This is a genomic window from Candidatus Thiothrix putei (assembly GCA_029972225.1).
Lineage (GTDB): Bacteria > Pseudomonadota > Gammaproteobacteria > Thiotrichales > Thiotrichaceae > Thiothrix > Thiothrix putei.
In genome coordinates this window covers 2810878-2828744 of the sequence record CP124756.1, presented here as the reverse complement: position 1 = coordinate 2828744, position 17867 = coordinate 2810878, and the positions used below count along the sequence as shown (strand labels likewise).

The 17867-nt window shown below is 50.7% G+C and carries 13 protein-coding genes and 1 tRNA gene; 11 read left to right on the top strand and 3 right to left on the bottom strand.

The features are described 5' to 3' along the window. Positions 1 to 73 precede the first annotated feature (73 nt). The 6 genes from pilV to QJT81_14515 are packed head-to-tail and all read left to right on the top strand — an operon-like array spanning position 74 to position 10125. Entirely contained in the window at positions 74 to 628 is a 555-nt protein-coding gene (pilV, locus tag QJT81_14540; GenBank protein ID WGZ93033.1) for a type IV pilus modification protein PilV, read from the top strand. Positions 629 to 637: 9 nt separating this feature from the next. Then, the gene (locus tag QJT81_14535; GenBank protein WGZ93032.1) at positions 638 to 1495 is read left to right on the top strand and encodes a PilW family protein; all 858 of its coding nucleotides are present in this window, start codon (positions 638 to 640) and stop codon (positions 1493 to 1495) included. A 12-nt stretch (positions 1496 to 1507) separates the two neighbouring features. Continuing rightward, the gene (locus QJT81_14530; GenBank protein ID WGZ93031.1) at positions 1508 to 2068 is read left to right on the top strand and encodes a PilX N-terminal domain-containing pilus assembly protein; all 561 of its coding nucleotides are present in this window, start codon (positions 1508 to 1510) and stop codon (positions 2066 to 2068) included. Between the two features lie 21 nt (positions 2069 to 2089). Continuing rightward, complete coding sequence (locus QJT81_14525) at positions 2090 to 2506, top strand: type IV pilin protein (protein WGZ93030.1); 417 nt, start codon at positions 2090 to 2092, stop codon at positions 2504 to 2506. Between the two features lie 21 nt (positions 2507 to 2527). Continuing rightward, on the top strand, positions 2528 to 6508 hold the full coding sequence (locus tag QJT81_14520) for a PilC/PilY family type IV pilus protein (protein WGZ93029.1): 3981 nt from the start codon (positions 2528 to 2530) through the stop codon (positions 6506 to 6508). Positions 6509 to 6555: 47 nt separating this feature from the next. Next, positions 6556 to 10125: a PilC/PilY family type IV pilus protein gene (locus QJT81_14515; GenBank protein WGZ93028.1), complete on the top strand. Its 3570-nt coding sequence runs from the start codon at positions 6556 to 6558 to the stop codon at positions 10123 to 10125. Here QJT81_14515 and prmC read toward each other — a convergent pair. The 3 genes from prmC to hemA are packed head-to-tail and all read right to left on the bottom strand — an operon-like array spanning position 10122 to position 13302. Further along, the gene (gene prmC, locus QJT81_14510; protein WGZ93027.1) at positions 10122 to 10961 is read right to left on the bottom strand and encodes a peptide chain release factor N(5)-glutamine methyltransferase; all 840 of its coding nucleotides are present in this window, start codon (positions 10959 to 10961) and stop codon (positions 10122 to 10124) included. The genes QJT81_14515 and prmC overlap by 4 nt on opposite strands. Then, complete coding sequence (prfA, locus tag QJT81_14505) at positions 10954 to 12033, bottom strand: peptide chain release factor 1 (GenBank protein ID WGZ93026.1); 1080 nt, start codon at positions 12031 to 12033, stop codon at positions 10954 to 10956. The genes prmC and prfA overlap by 8 nt, the downstream gene beginning before the upstream one ends. A gap of 6 nt (positions 12034 to 12039) precedes the next feature. Continuing rightward, positions 12040 to 13302, bottom strand: a complete 1263-nt coding sequence (gene hemA, locus QJT81_14500) for a glutamyl-tRNA reductase (GenBank protein WGZ93025.1) — start codon at positions 13300 to 13302, stop codon at positions 12040 to 12042. 190 nt (positions 13303 to 13492) lie between these two features. Here hemA and QJT81_14495 point away from each other — a divergent pair, with 190 nt between their 5' ends. The 5 genes from QJT81_14495 to QJT81_14475 all read left to right on the top strand — a co-directional run bounded on the left by QJT81_14495 (position 13493) and on the right by QJT81_14475 (position 17811). Continuing rightward, entirely contained in the window at positions 13493 to 15211 is a 1719-nt protein-coding gene (locus QJT81_14495) for a tetratricopeptide repeat protein (protein ID WGZ93024.1), read from the top strand. A 28-nt stretch (positions 15212 to 15239) separates the two neighbouring features. Beyond that, positions 15240 to 15878 carry a lipoprotein insertase outer membrane protein LolB gene (gene lolB / locus QJT81_14490; GenBank protein WGZ93023.1) on the top strand — a complete coding sequence of 213 codons (639 nt, stop codon included), beginning with the start codon at positions 15240 to 15242 and terminating at the stop codon, positions 15876 to 15878. 6 nt (positions 15879 to 15884) lie between these two features. Further along, complete coding sequence (gene ispE / locus QJT81_14485) at positions 15885 to 16742, top strand: 4-(cytidine 5'-diphospho)-2-C-methyl-D-erythritol kinase (protein WGZ93022.1); 858 nt, start codon at positions 15885 to 15887, stop codon at positions 16740 to 16742. 7 nt (positions 16743 to 16749) lie between these two features. Continuing rightward, positions 16750 to 16824 (top strand) — tRNA-Gln (locus tag QJT81_14480). Positions 16825 to 16869: 45 nt separating this feature from the next. Continuing rightward, positions 16870 to 17811 carry a ribose-phosphate pyrophosphokinase gene (locus QJT81_14475; protein WGZ96496.1) on the top strand — a complete coding sequence of 314 codons (942 nt, stop codon included), beginning with the start codon at positions 16870 to 16872 and terminating at the stop codon, positions 17809 to 17811. Positions 17812 to 17867: the final 56 nt, after the last annotated feature.

The following is a 17867-nucleotide window of genomic DNA, read 5'->3' as shown; positions in this document are numbered from 1 at the left end:
ATGCATAGAGTTCGGTTTGCAGTATAATAGCTTCACTTAATACGCCCCAATCATAATAGTAATAGGTGGCTCTATGCCGATACGTTCATCGTTTCCTCGTCAACAAGCCGGTTTGAGCTTGATAGAAGTGCTGGTCGCAACCGTTGTGCTATCGACCGGATTACTGGGTCTGGCTGGCTTACAAATTGCTGGTATGAAAACCACGCACAATTCTTACCAGATGCAGCAAGCCACTTGGATCGTGCATGATTTATTGGAACACATGCGTGCTAACCGCGCGGCTGCTTTGGCCGGAAACTACAATGTTACGCCTACGACTGTTTGCCCGGCGGCGGCGGCTCTGCTTGCTTGTGGGAGTGGAGTCTGTACGCCTGCTAACTTGGCGGCTTATGACCTGTGTGCGACGAACACCAGTATCAGCAATACCTTGATCAATGGTGCACTGACCGTGGCGTGTTTTGACCCACCTCCTGCGGGTAGCCCCTCTGTTGATCCGCCCGCCGATTGCAATCAAGGTTTGAGCGTTAGCCTGCAATGGGATGAGCGCAATGCTACCCGTCAGGCTGATTTTGATGGCGGCACGGATGGCGTGGAATCTTTCACTATCAACCTGAATGCCATTCTGTAGGGGAAAACGATGAAAAATAATAGGCAGAGGGGGCTTTCCCTCATCGAGTTGATGATTGCCATGCTGGTCAGCTTGGTGTTGGTGGCGGGGATAAGCACGGTTTACATGAGCAGTAAGCGCAATTACCAAGCGCGTGATCAGCTATCGCTGATGGATGAAAGTGCCCGTGTGGCCTTGACTACGTTGACCAAACATCTGGAACACGCGGGATATGCAACCGCGAATAAATTACCGATGGATAGCGTGGGGGGGTATTTCTATGTGAGTGGTGCTACCGATCCGAAGGTGGGATGTAGCACTACGTTATCCAATGCAATCAAGGGTAGTGCGACGCAAGAAGGATTCAGTACTGTTTATGGTGACTCCGTTAGCATTCGCTTTATTGGTGACGCAACATTGTCTTCAGATGTGCTATCAAGCAATCTTAATGCAGCTTGCTTTGGTGGCACGCCCAACCTAGAAAGCTCGTTAGTTTATAACGCTTTTCACGTGGCTACTGATGGTTCCACCAAAGATTCGTTGGGTGTATTGATCCCGATCCTGTATGGAGCGGGTTCTAATGCGAATCAGTCCAAAAAGCCGATTGTGAATGGGATTGAAAATATCCAATTTCTCTACGGTGTGGATGCGGATGCTAATGGGGCGGTGGATCAGTATATGGATGCAAATGACGTTACCGCCGCCGGAGGTTGGCAACAGGTCATCAGCATCAAGGCGGGCATACTGGTCAGGTCACTGGAACCCGTGTTACCCACCGCAGAATCGAAAACTTACAATGTGTTGGGGGTGTCGTTGACTCGTAATGACCGTTACCAGCGGGCGGTGTATTCCGCCGTGATCCATTTACGTAATGTGGTTGATGGCTAAGGGAGAATTAGCATGAGAACAGCAGGCAAACAGCAACGCGGTGCAGTATTGGTGTGGGGGTTGGTTATTTTGATGACCATGACCGTGATTGGTATTGCTGCCACGCGGATGGCAACGGTGGATAGCCGCATTGCGGGCAACCAGATGATGTACATGCTGACGTTCCAAGGGGCGGATTCGATGCTGAATAAATCCACCAACTTGTACCAGATCATGATGACAGCCTCCACGGGTACGACACCTACAGTGGGTGCTTACGATAAAAATAAGGTTAAAACCCGTGAGTTGAAAAACGTGGGTACGACGAACAGTTCTTTGAGTGAGTCAGGGGTGGGGACGGGGATATTCAATGATGCCGCCAGCAACGTGACGGTAACAGGGGAGGCGGCGATGAGCGAGGAAGAAGGCTGCCCACCCCTCAAAGGGATCGCGATGACCACTGAAATGACACCGGATGCCGGAGGAATTGCCTGCCGTATCTTTACGACGAACGCCAATGCTTCCCTGACAGGCACAGGGGCAAAGAGTAAACATTCTGAAGGTGTGCTGAAACCTGTTCCTAAAATCAACTAAGTTAGCCAAGAGATACCAACAATGATAACAATAAAAGACCGCAACCAAGGCTTCACCCTGATTGAACTTATGATCACCGTGGCGATTGTCGGCATTCTGGCAGCGATTGCTTACCCAATCTATACCGCGAGCGTGCAGAAGAGCCGCCGGGCAGATGCTAAAGTAGCTTTGATGGAAATCGCCCAGCGTGAAGAGAGCTATTTCTTGCGTAACCGCAGTTATGGCGACACGACTGCGTTGGGCTACGGCACTAGCAGCCCGGATGGTCATTACACACTATCCATCACTGCTAGCGCTACCGCTTTTACTGCGACCGCGACCGCAGCCACGGGTAAACCGCAGGCGCACGATGCCCCTTGCAAAGTATTAACGCTGAATAATCGTGGCGTTAAAGCAGCCAAAGATAGCAGCGATGCTGCCTCCACGGTCTGTTGGTAATCAAGAATAAGAAGGTACAATATGAAACGTCTGTTTAGTCGCTTATTGCCCGCGATTCCGCTGCTATTTTCTGCTGTGTTGATGGCGGATGATGCGGAAATCTACTACTCGCAAGGTGTGAGTGTGAACCCCAACATCTTATTTGTGTTGGATACCTCACTCAGTATGGAATGCCAAGCAGATAGCAACGGGCTGTACGACAAACCAGACACAACGTGCGTCAATAAAAACACCGTACCCGATAGCGGCGGCAAAACGCGGATGCAGGTGATGCAGGAAGCGGTCAGCGCGGTATTAACCTCTGCACCCAGCAATCTGAATATCGGGTTGATGCGCTACGGCGGGCACGGCGAAAATCAAGCCAACGGCGTGAGCTTTCCTGTCAAACCCATTGATTTGGATAAGGATGGCAACGGCAGTGCTAAAGCCATTATCGAAGCCAGCATTCCGTTGGGGCAAGACAATTTACCCAATCCTACGGGTGCTAAGCAGCCGGTGCGGACGTTCTTGCAAGACGTTGCTAACAGTTGGCAAGCGGGCGGGAATACGCCCATCGTTGATGCGTTATACGAAGCCAGCCGTTACTACCGTGGTGATGCGGTCGATTTCGGAAATCTCGCACCGGATCAAGTACGCGCCGCGCACCCTGCCACTTACGTCAACGATACGACCTTAAACTGCCAAACCAATCAATGGTCGTGCAATAACACGGCAAAACAATGCAATGCCGAGTTGCCGATCACGGATTGCAAACCCCAAACGCACACAGTCTGTAAAACCTACAAAACCGAGACAGTGACTTCTTCGTTAACGAATCAATGTTGCGGCTGGGAAACCGTTAAGGAAGCCAGTACCTGCCAAGATTGCAAAACCGTCAAACAACCGGGCATGTGCCAGGATTGCAAAACAGTACAACAAGCGAGTACCTGCCAAGTATGCACGGTCAGTGGTTACGATGAGTCCGGTAAGCCGATCAACAGTTGCAAAGATGTTGCGTGCATGAAGGATGTGCAGCAATGTACCGATGTCGCTTGCATGAAAGATGTGCAGCAATGTACCGATGTGGCTTGTACCAAAGATGTGCAGAAGTGTATCGGTGGTTTCTCTTGTTCTACCCCGACCACCAATACCCAGACGGTTTGTGCAGAAGAAGAGGTGATTGAGGAAGAAATTTGTCAGCAGCAGCAAACCGTTTGTGGTGGTGCAAAGCGCTATATTTCACCGATTGAACACGAATGCCAAGCCAATTACGTGGTGCTGATGTCGGATGGTCGCCCCGAATACGCAGGCAGTGCCAGCAGCGGCGGCGGGATTAACCAATACCCGTTACGCAAAAATGACGTGCAAACCCTGACAGGCAAGGGTGAGAATTGTGGCAATGACGCGCCAAATGGTTATAAAAGCGGAACCTGTGGCCCTGAGTTAACCCATTTTCAGGCGAATAGCGATCAAGCCAGCAGTATTGACGGCAAACAAGCGATTGGTACGTTCACCGTCGCGTTTGGCGTGGAAGATAAGGCGGGCACTGACTACCTTGCCAGCCTTGCCAATATGACCGATGGGGCATTGGCCGCCAACGACAGTGCCAGCTTGAAACTGGCCTTTGATCAAGTGATCCGCAAGGTTAACCGCATCGAGGGCGGGCAAATCGCCGCTGCCAGTGTGGCGTATCAAGCGCAGGATTATACCGTTACCAAGCCGCTGGCCTTAGCGCAACAACCCCGGAATGTGTATCAGCAAGTCTTTGGGGTACTGGGTGCTGGCGTGGCGATGGCAGACGTCCGTTCTGGTTTGCGGGAGCTGTTGAATCCGCTGCGTTACTGGGGAAATCTGGCGGCGGTGGGGAGTGGTGCGTTTACTGCCAGTAACTTGGATGACCTGACCAAGAGTTTCAACAGTATTCTGGATAAAATTGATGCGGCATCTGCCTCGTTCAGCGCTCCGGCTTACAGTATCGACAAGAGCAATCTGTTGGCGCACGGTGACAATGTGTATATCCCGGTGTTTGAGCGCAGCCTGTTGCCGTTGTGGTCAGGTAATCTGAAAAAATTCAAGGTGGCGAAATCGCCCATTGATAGCGATAGTGATGGGGTCGTTGATATTCAAAAAGGCCAGATTTACAGCACTAAAAATAACAAGCCTGCGGTGGATGACAAGGGGCAGTTTGCCAATGATGCTTGGGATGAATGGTCAACTTCAGCCGCTGCGGATGGCAATCAAGTACAGGCAGGTGGGGCTGCGGCATTGCTGAACCCTGCCAGCCGCACGTTGTACACCGATGCGGGTGGCGCGATGGGTAATCTTGGTGTCGCCAATACGGCCATTACCAAAACATTGCTGGGTGATGCGGGGATGGACGATGCCTTGCACGCCAGCCTGTTGGCTTTTGCACGCGGCTATGACAAAGATGGCACGACGCCACGTCACCACATGGGCGACATCATGAACAGTAAACCCGCCGTACTGGATTACATTGATGGCAAAAGTTATGTGCTGGTGGGGACTAATGAAGGGTTTCTGCACGCCTTTGATACCGATGCTGGCGCAGAAAAATGGGCATTCATGCCCCAATCCTTGTTGAAAAACATCCGTCATTTTTACGACAACAACCAACCCAAAACCCATTTCTACGGTGTCGATGGGCAATTGGTGCCGTGGCTGCTGGATAAGAATGGTGATGGCAAAGTTGATGCCAGCAAAGGTGAAAAAGCCTACTTGTTCTTTGGGCTGCGGCGCGGTGGGCAGGCGTATTACGCGCTGGATGTGACCGACATTTCCGCCCCAAGCGTGGCGTGGACGCTCAGCAGCAGCCAGACGGATTTTGCCGAATTGGGCGAAAGTTGGTCAAAACCAGCTTTGGCTAAAATGCGTGTACAGGAAGCCGTCGCTGACCCGGTGGAATTGAAAGATGTGCTGGTGTTTGGGGGGGGCTTCGACCCTGCGTTAGAGGAAGAGAACCCAGCAAGTCGGGTAGCGGATGCGATGGGGCGTGATGTGTTCATCGTCGATGCTTTATCGGGTAACAAGCTGTGGTCATTACGTGCGGATGTGCTGGGTGCTGATGCGTTGCTGACACACAGTATTCCCGGCGATATTCGGGTGCTGGATATGGATCGTAACGGCGCACTCGATCGCCTGTACTTCGCCGATACGGGGGGCAAGGTGTGGCGCGTGGATATGGACATGGATTTACGTGATGCCGATGCCAGTATGTACGATTATGCTGATGCCCGTTTAACCAACTTAGCCAATCTGGGCGGTAGTGGAACAGATAAGCGCAAGTTCTATTACGAGCCGGATATAGCGCTGATGCAGCATCAAGGTCAAACGGTCATGACATTGACGATTGGCAGCGGCTATCGCTCGCATCCGCAGAGTGCTGCTATTCAAGACCGTTTTTACGTATTGAAAGATGAGCATGTGTATGCGCCTGCACCTGAAACGTTCACGGCCTTGACGGATGCTGATTTGACCGAAGCGGATGCGTTGGCGGCTACAGGCAAGTCTATATTGGATGCGGGTTATGCGGGTTGGTATTACGACCTGCCGAATAACGCTGAGAAAGTGCTCGCCCCAGCGGTATCTTTCCTCAATAAAGTGCTGTTCACCACGTTTGCGGTTGGCGATGGCACTAGCGATGACCCTTGTAATGCGCCTGCGAATATCGCGCGTGCTTACGTGCTCGACTTGTTTAACGGGCAGGCAGTTGCAGACTTGGATCGCGATGGTACGGTCGATGCCACTAAGGATAAGTCGGTCGTGGCGGGTGTGAATGAAATCCTCGGTGGTGCGCAGATTGTGTTCCTTGACCCTGTGGGTGGCAATGGGGTGGATGCGTGTACGGAAGGTGATTGCCAGCAAACCGTGGAAATCCGGGTGGGTAAGATGCTGCTGCCGGTGATGGATAAGAATAATGCAGTGGGTGCGGGCGTGGCAGGGAGTGTAGATTTGACCGATATTCTGCCTCGGACTTTCTGGCGCGAGGATGGTCTTTCGTATTAGTATTGGCGAATGGTTAATAAAATAATTTTACTAGCGATGTAATAAGCATGAAAAATAAGCATCACTTGATGGGTTGGTTACTGCTGACAGTAGCGTTATCGCTTGTTTCAGTCGTCATGGCGGATGAAACCGAAATCTATTTTGCAGACAAAAGCGGCACTGTTGCGCCCAACGTCTTGTTTGTTATTGATGCCTCAGGCAGCATGAAGCAAGTGGTGACAACGGATACCCAAAATCCCAAACGCACGCGAATGCAGGTTTTGAAAGATTCCTTTCAGGAAGTGATGAACACAGCGCCGAGCAACTTGAATGTGGGATTGATGCATTATGCTAACCATGGCTTGGGTAATGACTATTGGTGGAGTTCTATTAAAGGAACGAACTTCCCAATCTCCCCGATTGATGCAGAAGTGCCGCCGCTAGGTGATGATAATTTACCGAATCCTGCTGTTGGCACGGTGGTGCGCAAATTTCTCGCTGACATTGTGCACGATTGGGAAGCCAATGGTTACACACCGATTGTGGACTCACTGTATGAAGCGGCACGTTATTTTCGCGGTGACACGGTTGAATGGGGTATGGATGTACCCACGATTGGTTGGGCCGCGCATCCCCTGACGTATGACAATGCACCGACCTGTAAGACTTCTCATCCTGAACCCTGCGTGAAGAGTTGGGGGCAATGCAACACCAATATTGTACCGGGCAGTTGTGCTTCAACCAGTCACAACCAGTGTTGTGTATGGATTCCGACCGGGGGCGATGGCTCTGGCTCTTGCAAAAATGATGATTACACCTGTTCGACGGTCATTGAGAAGTGCCAACATACGATTTGCGATGAGGTAGAGGGGGATCCCACCTACAAGTCCCCGATTCAATACAGTTGCCAAGCCAATTACCTAGTACTAATGTCGGATGGCAAGCCCGAATACCCCTATTTTCCCGGCTTGGGGGATACGGACGGCACGCGCTATTACCCGCCTTCCGTGAAAAATCTAGCGATGAGCGATTTCAACCCCATGCCCGCGCCTGATTGGACGGCTTACTTCACCGGCCTGATTGCCACCAATAACAGCCAAATCAAAGTAGCGCCGCCATTGCAGGATTACCTGGGGGCTGCCGCCAACAATTGTGGCACGACTGCTGCCGCACCGCGCGGTTACAACAGTGGTCGTTGTGGCCCTGAACTTACTCGCTGGTTGGCAGATACCGACCATAACGATGCGTTGAAAGGCAAACAGGGGATTGATACGTATACCGTCGCGTTTGCCTTGGGTGATGAGCCAACCGGCACGGCTTATTTGAAAGATTTGGCGACGAAAGAAGACGGTGCATTTACTGCGGATAATGCGGAACAGTTAGCAGGAGCTTTCAAGGCCATTCTGAATTCCATCAGTAAGGCTTCTTCTTCGTTCAGTTCTCCTACCTATGCCATCGACACCAACAATATGCTGGCACACAGCGATGAAGTTTACATCCCGATGTTTGACCGCAGTACCACCGCCATGTGGTCGGGTAATGTGAAAAAATTTGCCCGCACGGTCGACGGTAAAATTGTCGGTGAGCCGCTGGTACGTGATCCAGTGACTAATAAAGTGATCAGTGGAAAAGCTGTGGTGAATGACAAGGGTGAGTTTCTGGAAACGGCTGATGATTTGTGGGGGCCGATCAGTGGTGCAGATGTCACCAGTGGGGGAGCTGCCAGCCAATTGCCAGTACCTGACAGCCGCAATCTTTACACCGATGTGAGTGCTAATAGTGATCTGACCGCAGCAGAGAATGCACTAAAAGGCTCTAATGCTAATTTACCGATTGCAAGTGTTTACCAAGATAATGACGGTAATAGTGGTCATGGCGATAACCCTAACGGTTGCGATCCCGATAACCCTGATGCTAACAGCAGAAGCGAGTGCACCACACTGAAAAATCAATTGATTGATTTTATCAGAGGTAAAAATCCTGACGGAACTGTGCGCAAACAAATGGGGGATATACTGAATAGCAAGCCTTTAGTGGTGGACTACGGTGATGGTGAGGAACGTATCTTCGCGGCGACTAACGAAGGTTTCCTGCATTCGATTGATACGGGTAACGGTGAGGAGCAATGGGCATTCATGCCGAAAGGCTTGTTACCCAATATCAAAACGTTCATGGAAAACTTACCGACTAAAGACCATGTTTACGGGATTGATGGCCCGTTAACCTTGTGGAATTACGACAAAAATCTGGACGGTGACATTGAAACAGCCGATCAAGATAAGCGCATATTGTTTTTTGGTTTGCGCCGTGGTGGCAACGCCTATTACGCGCTGGATATTACCGAACCCGATAGCCCCGTTATTTTGTGGAAAAAAGAAAACGCTCCCGACGTTGATGACGGCGTATTAGATTCCTTGGGTGAAACTTGGTCAAAACCCACGCTTGCCAAGATGCGTGTTGGTAGCAGAACCTCCAATACATTGCGTGATGTTGTCGTCTTTGGGGCAGGGTACGACCCCAACAAAGACGTGGAAACGGTGAGCGATCGCTTAGCCGATACTTTAGGGCGGGATGTCATGATTGTGGATGCACTCAGCGGCGAAATTCACTGGTCATTACAGCGCGATTTGTATAATAACGTCGCGGCTGATAACCCAGTCAAACACAGCATTCCGGGTGATATTCGTGTCATGGATATGGATCGTAACGGCGCACTCGACCGTCTGTATTTTTCTGATACGGGGGGGAATGTGTGGCGGGTCGATATGGATCACGATCTGCGTGACAGTGACCTGGATATGTACAACTACGATGAGGCGATTCTCACCAAAATAGCCGATTTGGGAACCAATGGTGACAATGGAACGGATACGCGCAAGTTCTTCTATGAACCGGATATTGCCTTGATTCAAAATAATGGCAAGGTTCACATGACCATTTCCTTGGGCAGCGGCTACCGCACTCACCCCTTGAATACGAATACGGAAGACCGTTTCTATGTCTTGATGGATCCGAATGTTTACAATGAGCCGCCAGCGGGTTTTGTGGCACTCAACAATGCGGATTTGGTGAATGCTAAAACCGGCTTCACTGGTGTGAATGACAATCTACTCACCCCTCCTGCCGATACCACCTACAAAGGTTGGTATTACGACTTTAGCCATAGCGGGGAAAAGGTACTTGCACCTGCGGTGACGTTCCTCAATAAAGTGGTGTTCACCACGTTCGCACCGGTGGATAAAGATGGACAAGGGCCATCGCCTGACCCGTGCGAAGTGCCACCAAACAGTGCACGTGCGTATGTGCTGGATCTGTTCACCGGTAAAGCAGTCGCCAATCTTGACCGCGATGCGGGTACTGGGACAAGCGGCAAAGATGATTTTGTGGTCGCGGGGTTCAATGAAATTTTGGATGCCGCCAAGATCATCTTCCGTTTGCCCAGCGCAGCGGATGGTGGTGCGTGTGTGGAAGGTGATTGTCAGCAAACCGTGGAAATTCGGGTTGGCAAGTTGGAAATGCCGATTCTGGATGCGAGTAATGATGAGCAGGGTACAGGTGTGGGTGGTGTAACCGGCAGTGTCGATTTGACCGATGTGTTACCGCGCATGTTCTGGTTAGATCACAATGTGACGGACTAAGTCGCCTGCCATTGCCCTAGGGTAACACGGTCGTTGCCTGCCAAATCCGGTAGGCAACGTACTTGTTGGAACCCCGCCGTTTGCAGCAAAGCCATGACCGCAGTACCTTGGTTATAACCGTGTTCGAGTAATAACCAGCCACCGTTGACTAGCCAAGGCGGTGCGTTTTGTACGATGTGGCGAATGTCATCCAGCCCATCGTGACCGGCAGTGAGGGCGGTGATGGGTTCAAAGCGTACATCGCCTTGGGTCAGGTGTGGGTCATTGGTTTCGATGTAAGGTGGGTTGGAAACAATCACATCAAACCGTTGGGAGGGCAGGGCAGCAAACCAGTCTGAGTGGAGGAAGTTTACATTCCGTATCTGATGGTTGTGGGCGTTTTCGATCGCAACGGCTAAAGCTGCGGTAGAAAAGTCGCAAGCGGTGATGCTAATGTCAGGGCGTTCGCTGGCGAGGCTCAAAGCAATTGCGCCAGTGCCAGTGCCAAGATCAAGGATGTTTGCTGGGTATGTTGGTAGTAAAGAGAGGGCAGTTTCCACCAAGAGTTCGGTTTCAGGACGGGGGATTAGGGTGTCGGGAGTGACTTTCAGATTGAGTGTCCAGAATTCGCGTTGGCCAGTTAGATAGGCAATCGGCACACCGCGCAAGCGTTCTGCCAACAACTGCCGGAAGGTGGCTTCTGTCACACTGTCTACGGTTTTTTCAGGCCAGGTGTATAAATACGTTCGGGACTTTTGAAGGCAATGTGTTAGCAATATTTCGGCATCTGCCTGTGCTGAATCTGAATGGGATTGCAGTTGTTGAATCGCCTCAGCCAGTAAGTTTTGGTTATTCACCCGCCAATGCCGCCAACTGATCCGCTTGGTATTCGTTGATGAGTGGTTCGATTACTTGATCAACGCTACCCGCCATGATTTCGTCCAGTTTATACAACGTCAGATTGATGCGGTGATCGGTGACGCGCCCTTGCGGGAAGTTGTAAGTACGGATGCGTTCCGAGCGGTCGCCAGAGCCAACGAGGTTTTTGCGGGTTTCAGCTTGCTCGGCGGCTTGTTTTTGGCGTTCACCCTCAAAGATGCGTGATTGCAATAGCCCCATCGCTTTGGCGCGGTTTTTGTGCTGCGAGCGTTCTTCCTGACACTCCACTACAATGCCGGTGGGCAGGTGGGTAATGCGAATCGCGGATTCGGTTTTGTTGATGTGCTGCCCACCCGCACCAGAGGAGCGATAGGTGTCGATCTTTAAGTCGGCTGGATTAATATCAACTGCTTCGACCTCATCCAATTCCGGCATGACCGCAACGGTGGCGGCGGAGGTGTGAATGCGCCCTTGGGATTCGGTGGCAGGAACGCGCTGTACCCGGTGAGCACCGGATTCAAACTTGAGCCGTGAATACGCGCCTTGCCCAATCACGCGGGAAATGATTTCTTTGAAACCGCCGTGTTCACCTTCGTTTTGGCTGATGATTTCAATCTGCCAGCGGCGGCTTTCGGCGTAACGGGCGTACATGCGGAATAAATCCCCCGCAAAAATCGCGGCTTCATCCCCGCCCGTGCCTGCCCGGATTTCGAGGAACACGTTGCTGTTATCGTGCGGGTCTTGCGGTAACAACAGTTTTTGCAGGTCGAGTTCGAGCGTAGCGCGGCGAGCTTTGGCGGCTTCGATTTCCTCTTGGGCCATGTCACGCATTTCGGGGTCTGACAACATTTCTTGGGCAGCTTCTATATCGGCGGCGGTTTGTTGGTAGGCGTGAAAGCCTTGCGACACGGGTTCAAGTTGGCTGTATTCGATCGAGAGTTTGCGAAATTGTTGTTGGTCGCTGATCACGTCAGCCTCACCTAACAGTGCTGCAATTTCGGCGTAACGTTCGCTCAGGGCTTCGAGTTTTTGTAGGATAGATGCTTTCACAGATTTTTAGCCGTTATCGTCAGTGGAAAGGTTAAACAGGGTCCGGGCGTGTTCCAGCAATTGATGGTCGCCGTTGCGTGCAGCGTGGTGCATGGCTTGGGTGGCGTCGTGAGACAGTTTGTTCGCCAGCGTGTGTGCCAGAAATTGTAGGGCTTCTGCGGGGCTTTTGCCATTTTGTAATAAGGCACTGGCTTTATCGAAGACTTCCTGACGAATAGTGTCGGTGCGTGCACGGTAGGCACGAATGGTATTCATGTGGTCTTGTGCACGTAGCCATGCCATGAAGTTAGTGACTTCTTCTAGCACCATGCCTTCAGCTTGCTCGGCAGCAGCCCGCCGTGATTGGAGGTTTTCTTCAATCACTGAGTGTAGGTCGTCAACAGTGTAGAGGTAGACATCATCTAGGTTGGCAACTTCTTGTTCAATATCTCGTGGCACGGCAATGTCTACCATGAACATGGGGCGGTGTTTACGAATTTTTAGGGCACGTTCTACCGCGCCTTTACCGAGAATGGGAACGGGAGAGGCAGTGGAAGAAATAATGATGTCCGCCTGGGGTAAATGATCGGCTAAGTCTGGCAAGCCGATGCCCTTGCCGCCGTATTCTGCGGCGAGTTTTTGGGCTTTGTCGATGCTGCGGTTGGCGACTATGATTTTACCAATGTGGTTGGTGGCAAGGTGTTTGCCGACGAGTTCGATGGTTTCACCTGCACCAATCAGCAGTGCGGTTTGTTTTTCGAGTTTGCTGAAAATTTGTTTGGCGAGACTCACCGCAGCAAAAGCAACAGAGACGGGATTGGCACCAATGCTGGTTTGGGTACGGACTTTTTTAGCGGTGGAAAACGCATGTTGCATCAGGCGGTTTAATTGATTGCCGGTGGTGGCCTGGTCGCTGGCAGCTTGTAGGGCAGTTTTCAGTTGCCCAAGGATTTGGGGTTCACCGAGTACCAGTGAGTCTAACCCACAGGCTACGCGCAAGGCGTGACGCACTGCTTCGTCTTGTTGGTAGATATACAAGTAGGGTTGTAATTGTGTTGCGGGCATTTTATGCCAGCTTGCCAGCCACTCGACCAAGGCTTCCACGGATTGCTGCGGATGAGCCGCAGCGTAAATTTCGGTACGGTTGCAGGTCGAGAGTATCAGGTTTTCAGGCACAACCTGATGGGCAGCGTGCAATGCCAATGGCAGGCTGTCAGGTGAGAACGAAACCTTTTCCCGGATGGAGACTGGGGCGGTTTTATGATTGACTCCAACGATCAGGATGGACATTCAGTATTTCACCAACGGATACATTTCAGCCTTTGCACCTTTTCAGAACGAGGTAGTTAACTTTCGGAACCGCGAATTTTCTGATACGTTATGGCTTATTACAAGGTAATTCGTTGAATATATCCTTAAATCCTCTTGCAACATAACGCGATCAATCACAATCGGGGATTGTGGTAGACCGGAGAAAGTCATGCCCAGCACTCGTTTGCCGCGCCGTTTTGTGAGCCTTTCCTTGGCTTTATTGATTGGTGGTTGCACTTTGGGGAATACCCCGTTGGCGGATCAGTCGGTCAGTAATGTAGCGACTTTTAGCAGTCCCTTGAGTTATCAGGTTTACAATATCCTCGCGGGGGAAATGTTTGTTAAACAGGGTAATGTGTCTCAGGCTGCCTTGCATTATGTCGCCGCTGCTCAGCAAACTAATGATCCTGCGATTGCACAGCGTGCAGTAGAGTTGGCAATGAGCGCTGAAGATACGTCTTTAGCAGGGCGGGCTTTGGAGCGTTGGATTACTTTATCACCGGATTCTTCCGAAGCCGTTCAATATCAGGCATTGGCAAATTTACGCACCGAAAAGTACGATGAGGCGGTGAAAGATTTGGTGAAAATCCGTGATAGAGCGGATAAAGAAAATGAACACGGTTTTGCTTTCATTGTGTCGTTGTTGGCTTTAGAGCCTGATGCTACTAAATCCTACGAAACCTTCAAACGTTATGTGAATAGCGTGGATAGTTCACCCCGTGCACAATTAGCGCTGGCTTCACTGGCATTGAATGCGGATCAATTTGAGGCAGCGTTACAGGCGAGTCAAGTGGCGCAACAAAAGGGTAATGCGGCTGAAAAAGTGCAAGCTGCTCGCTGGGCTGCTAAGGCATTAGTGGGGTTGGATAAATTACCTGACGCGATTACGGCGTTAGAAGCTGTCAATAAAAACACTAAGGATACCGAACTAAAGCTGGATTATGGACGTTTGCTAATTTTGGCAGATCGCCGCACGGAAGCGACACCGATTTACCAACAGCTTTACACCAGCTTCCCCGATAACCCTGATATTCTCTATACCTTGGGTTTATTGCATCTGGAACAAAAATCTTTCACAGCGGCAGAGCCGTTAATCAGTAAGTTGCTGACAGTGCCAGACCGTGCTGCGGAGGCTAATTATTTCATGGGGCAAATTCATGAAGGATTGCAGCGTCCCAAACCAGCCATCGAGGTTTATAAAAAGGCTGTTGGGGGGAAATACGACCGTGAAGCGACGGTGCGTGTGGCACGTTTGTTAGTGGAAACAAGCAATTTAGCCAGCGCGCGTGAATGGGTGGCAGAACAAGTTAAGATAGCCGCTGATAATGAACGTAAGGGGCTATTGCTACAATTAGACGGGCAACTGTTGCATGATCAGGGACAATACGCTGAGGCTATCAACAGCTTTGGCAAGGCGCTGGATGTAAAAGCAAATGACCCTGATGTGTTGTATTCTCGTGCCCTGAGTGCTGAAAAGCTGGGTGATTTCAGCAAGGCTGAGGCTGATTTACAAGAAGTGCTTAAGTCACAGCCTGATAATACGACGGTATTAAATGCATTGGGGTATATGCTGGCGGTGAATACGCAACGTTATTCGGAAGCCAGCGGACTCATTACGAAAGCCTTGGCTGGCCGCCCAGATGACCCCGCGATTATGGATAGCATGGGCTGGGTGTTATATCTCACGGGCAAACCGGAAGATGCAGAAACTTGGTTACGCAAAGCCTATACTCAATTACAAGACCCCGAAGTGGCCAGTCACTTGATTGAAGTGTTAGCAGTACGTGGCAATAAGGCGGAGGCTCAGGCCATTCTCGATACCATGCTCAGCAAATTCCCTGATGACAATTTGTTGCTGAAGGTTAAGGAAAAGCTAGTTGGCTTGTAACCTTTTCATTACTTAAGGATAACGAATTATGAAACAATGGATGCTGGTGGTGGCTTGTTGCGCGTTGACGCTTGGTGGGTGTGCGACGCAGACAAAAAGCCCTTCCCAAGATGCAGATGCATCAACTAAACCGGTAAACGCTCAAAGTGCATGGCAACAACGGCAGGCTAATTTTGCCCGCATGAGTAGCTGGCGCTTACAAGGTAAGGTGGGAATGCAGTTTCAGGAGCAAAGTGCTTCGTTTAATCTATCCTGGCTCCAGACGGGAAAAGACCAGTATGAAATGAACATTAAGAATCCGCTGACGGGTTCGGTTATGGCTTACCTCAAGGGCGACCGTTCCGAAGTGACGTTGCAAGCCAACGGCAAGACTTACAAGGATGCGAATGCTGAGCGTTTGTTGCAAGGACAATTAGGCGTGTCATTGCCATTGGATGGAATGAAATATTGGGTGCGTGGCATACCTTCACCTGACTCATCCGTACAGCAAGTTAAATTGGATGCGCAAGGCCGCCCCGAATCGTTACAACAATCCGGCTGGTTGATCGAATATGCGGGTTGGCAAGGCAACGATTGGAAAGCATTGCCTGAAAAGATTAATTTGAGCCGTGTGCCTGATAACACCAAGGTCAAGGTAATCGCGAAAGACTGGCAAACCCGTTACTAAGTTTCCATGCAAACGTTAACACTTCCAGCGCCCGCTAAACTCAATCTGTTTCTGCACATTACGGGCAGGCGGGCAGATGGCTACCATTTGTTGCAAACCCTGTTTGTATTCCTTGATTTTGTGGATGAGATTACGCTGACCGTGCGCGGTGATGGTGAAATTTGTCGACCGCAGGGGGCCGAGAACGTACCCGCAGACGCTGATTTAACGGTGCGGGCAGCGCGATTGCTGCAACAGGCAACGAGGGGGCGTCTCGGTGCGGATATTCAGGTGTTAAAACGTATCCCGATGGGCGGCGGTTTGGGGGGCGGCAGTTCGGATGCAGCGACGGTGTTACACGGGTTAAATTACCTGTGGCAATGCGGTTTGAGTAATGATGAGTTGGCTGCGTTAGGGCTACGTTTAGGCGCGGATGTACCGGTGTTTGTACAGGGTCATGCAGCATGGGCGGAAGGGGTCGGTGAGCAATTAACACCGGTTGATTTGCCTGAGTCTTGGTATGTAGTGATCCACCCGCAGGTTCATGTTCCGACGGCAGAACTTTTTTCAGCGTCAGACTTGACACGCAACTGCCCTGCGATTACATTAGCGACCTTCCACGACGGGGCAGGCATCAACGTCTTCCAGCCAGTCGTAGAAAAGCGTTATCCTGAAGTAGCTAAAGCGATAAACTGGCTCTCTGGATACTCAAATGCAACGTTAACAGGTTCAGGCAGTTGTCTGTTCGGATCAGTAAACAGTAGGCAAGAAGGTGAAATAATCCTACAAAACCTACCTGCTGAATGGTTCGGATTTGTCGCAAAAGGCATGACTATTTCGCCTTTGCAGCAAAAGCTAGTAACATTGTCAACGCTTTACAATTAGTTTCAGAAGGGCCGTCGCCAAGCGGTAAGGCACTGGATTTTGATTCCAGCATTCCCAGGTTCGAATCCTGGCGGCCCTGCCATTTTCTTCCCCCAATCTATGCGGATATGTCATGGCTGACGATAAAATGATGGTGTTTACAGGTAACGCTAATCCTGAACTCACCGACAAAATCGTCGATCACCTCGGAATTCCCTCCGGTAAAATCAAAGCAGAACGCTTCAGCGATGGTGAAGTGCACGTCGAGATTTTGGAAAACGTGCGTGGTCGTGATGTTTTCATCGTACAATCTACCTGTGCGCCCACTAACGATAACCTGATGGAATTGCTGATTATCGCTGATGCGTTGTATCGTGCTTCCGCAGGGCGAATCACGGCTGTTATTCCGTATTACGGTTATGCGCGGCAAGATCGCCGGGTGCGTTCACGGCGCGTACCGATTTCTGCCAAATTGGTGGCAGATATGATCGCGACAGGTCATGTTGACCGTGTGCTGACTATTGATTTGCATTCAGACCAAGTACAAGGCTTTTTCGACTTACCAGTAGACAATGTTTACGCATCGGGTGTGTTGATTAAGGATGTGTTGGCGTGTGGGCTGGATAATATCATGGTGGTTTCACCGGATGTTGGCGGTGTAGTCCGTGCCCGTGCTTTGGCTAAAGGTTTGGGTGATGTCGAGCTGGCGATTATCGACAAGCGCCGCCCTGAGCCGAATAAATCCGAGATCATGAATATCATCGGGAATGTGGAAGGGCGTAACTGCATTTTGATCGACGATTTGATCGATACTGGCGGTACGTTGTGCAATGCCGCTACTGCGTTAAAGCAGCATGGTGCATTAAGTGTGCGGGCGTATGCAACTCATGCGGTGTTTTCCGGCAAAGCCGTGAGCAATATCGAGAATTCTCAACTTGATGAAGTGGTTATCACCGATACCATTCCATTAAGCGACGCCGCTAAAAACTGTGCTAAGATTCGCCAGCTTTCGGTAGCCGGTGTGTTAGCGAAAACCATTTTACGCATTAATCAGGATGACTCAGTGAGTTCCCTGTTTGATGGTATATAAGTTTTAGTCCCCGTTCGCGGGTTTTTTAGTTGCCGTCCGGTCGCGTTCGGTAACGA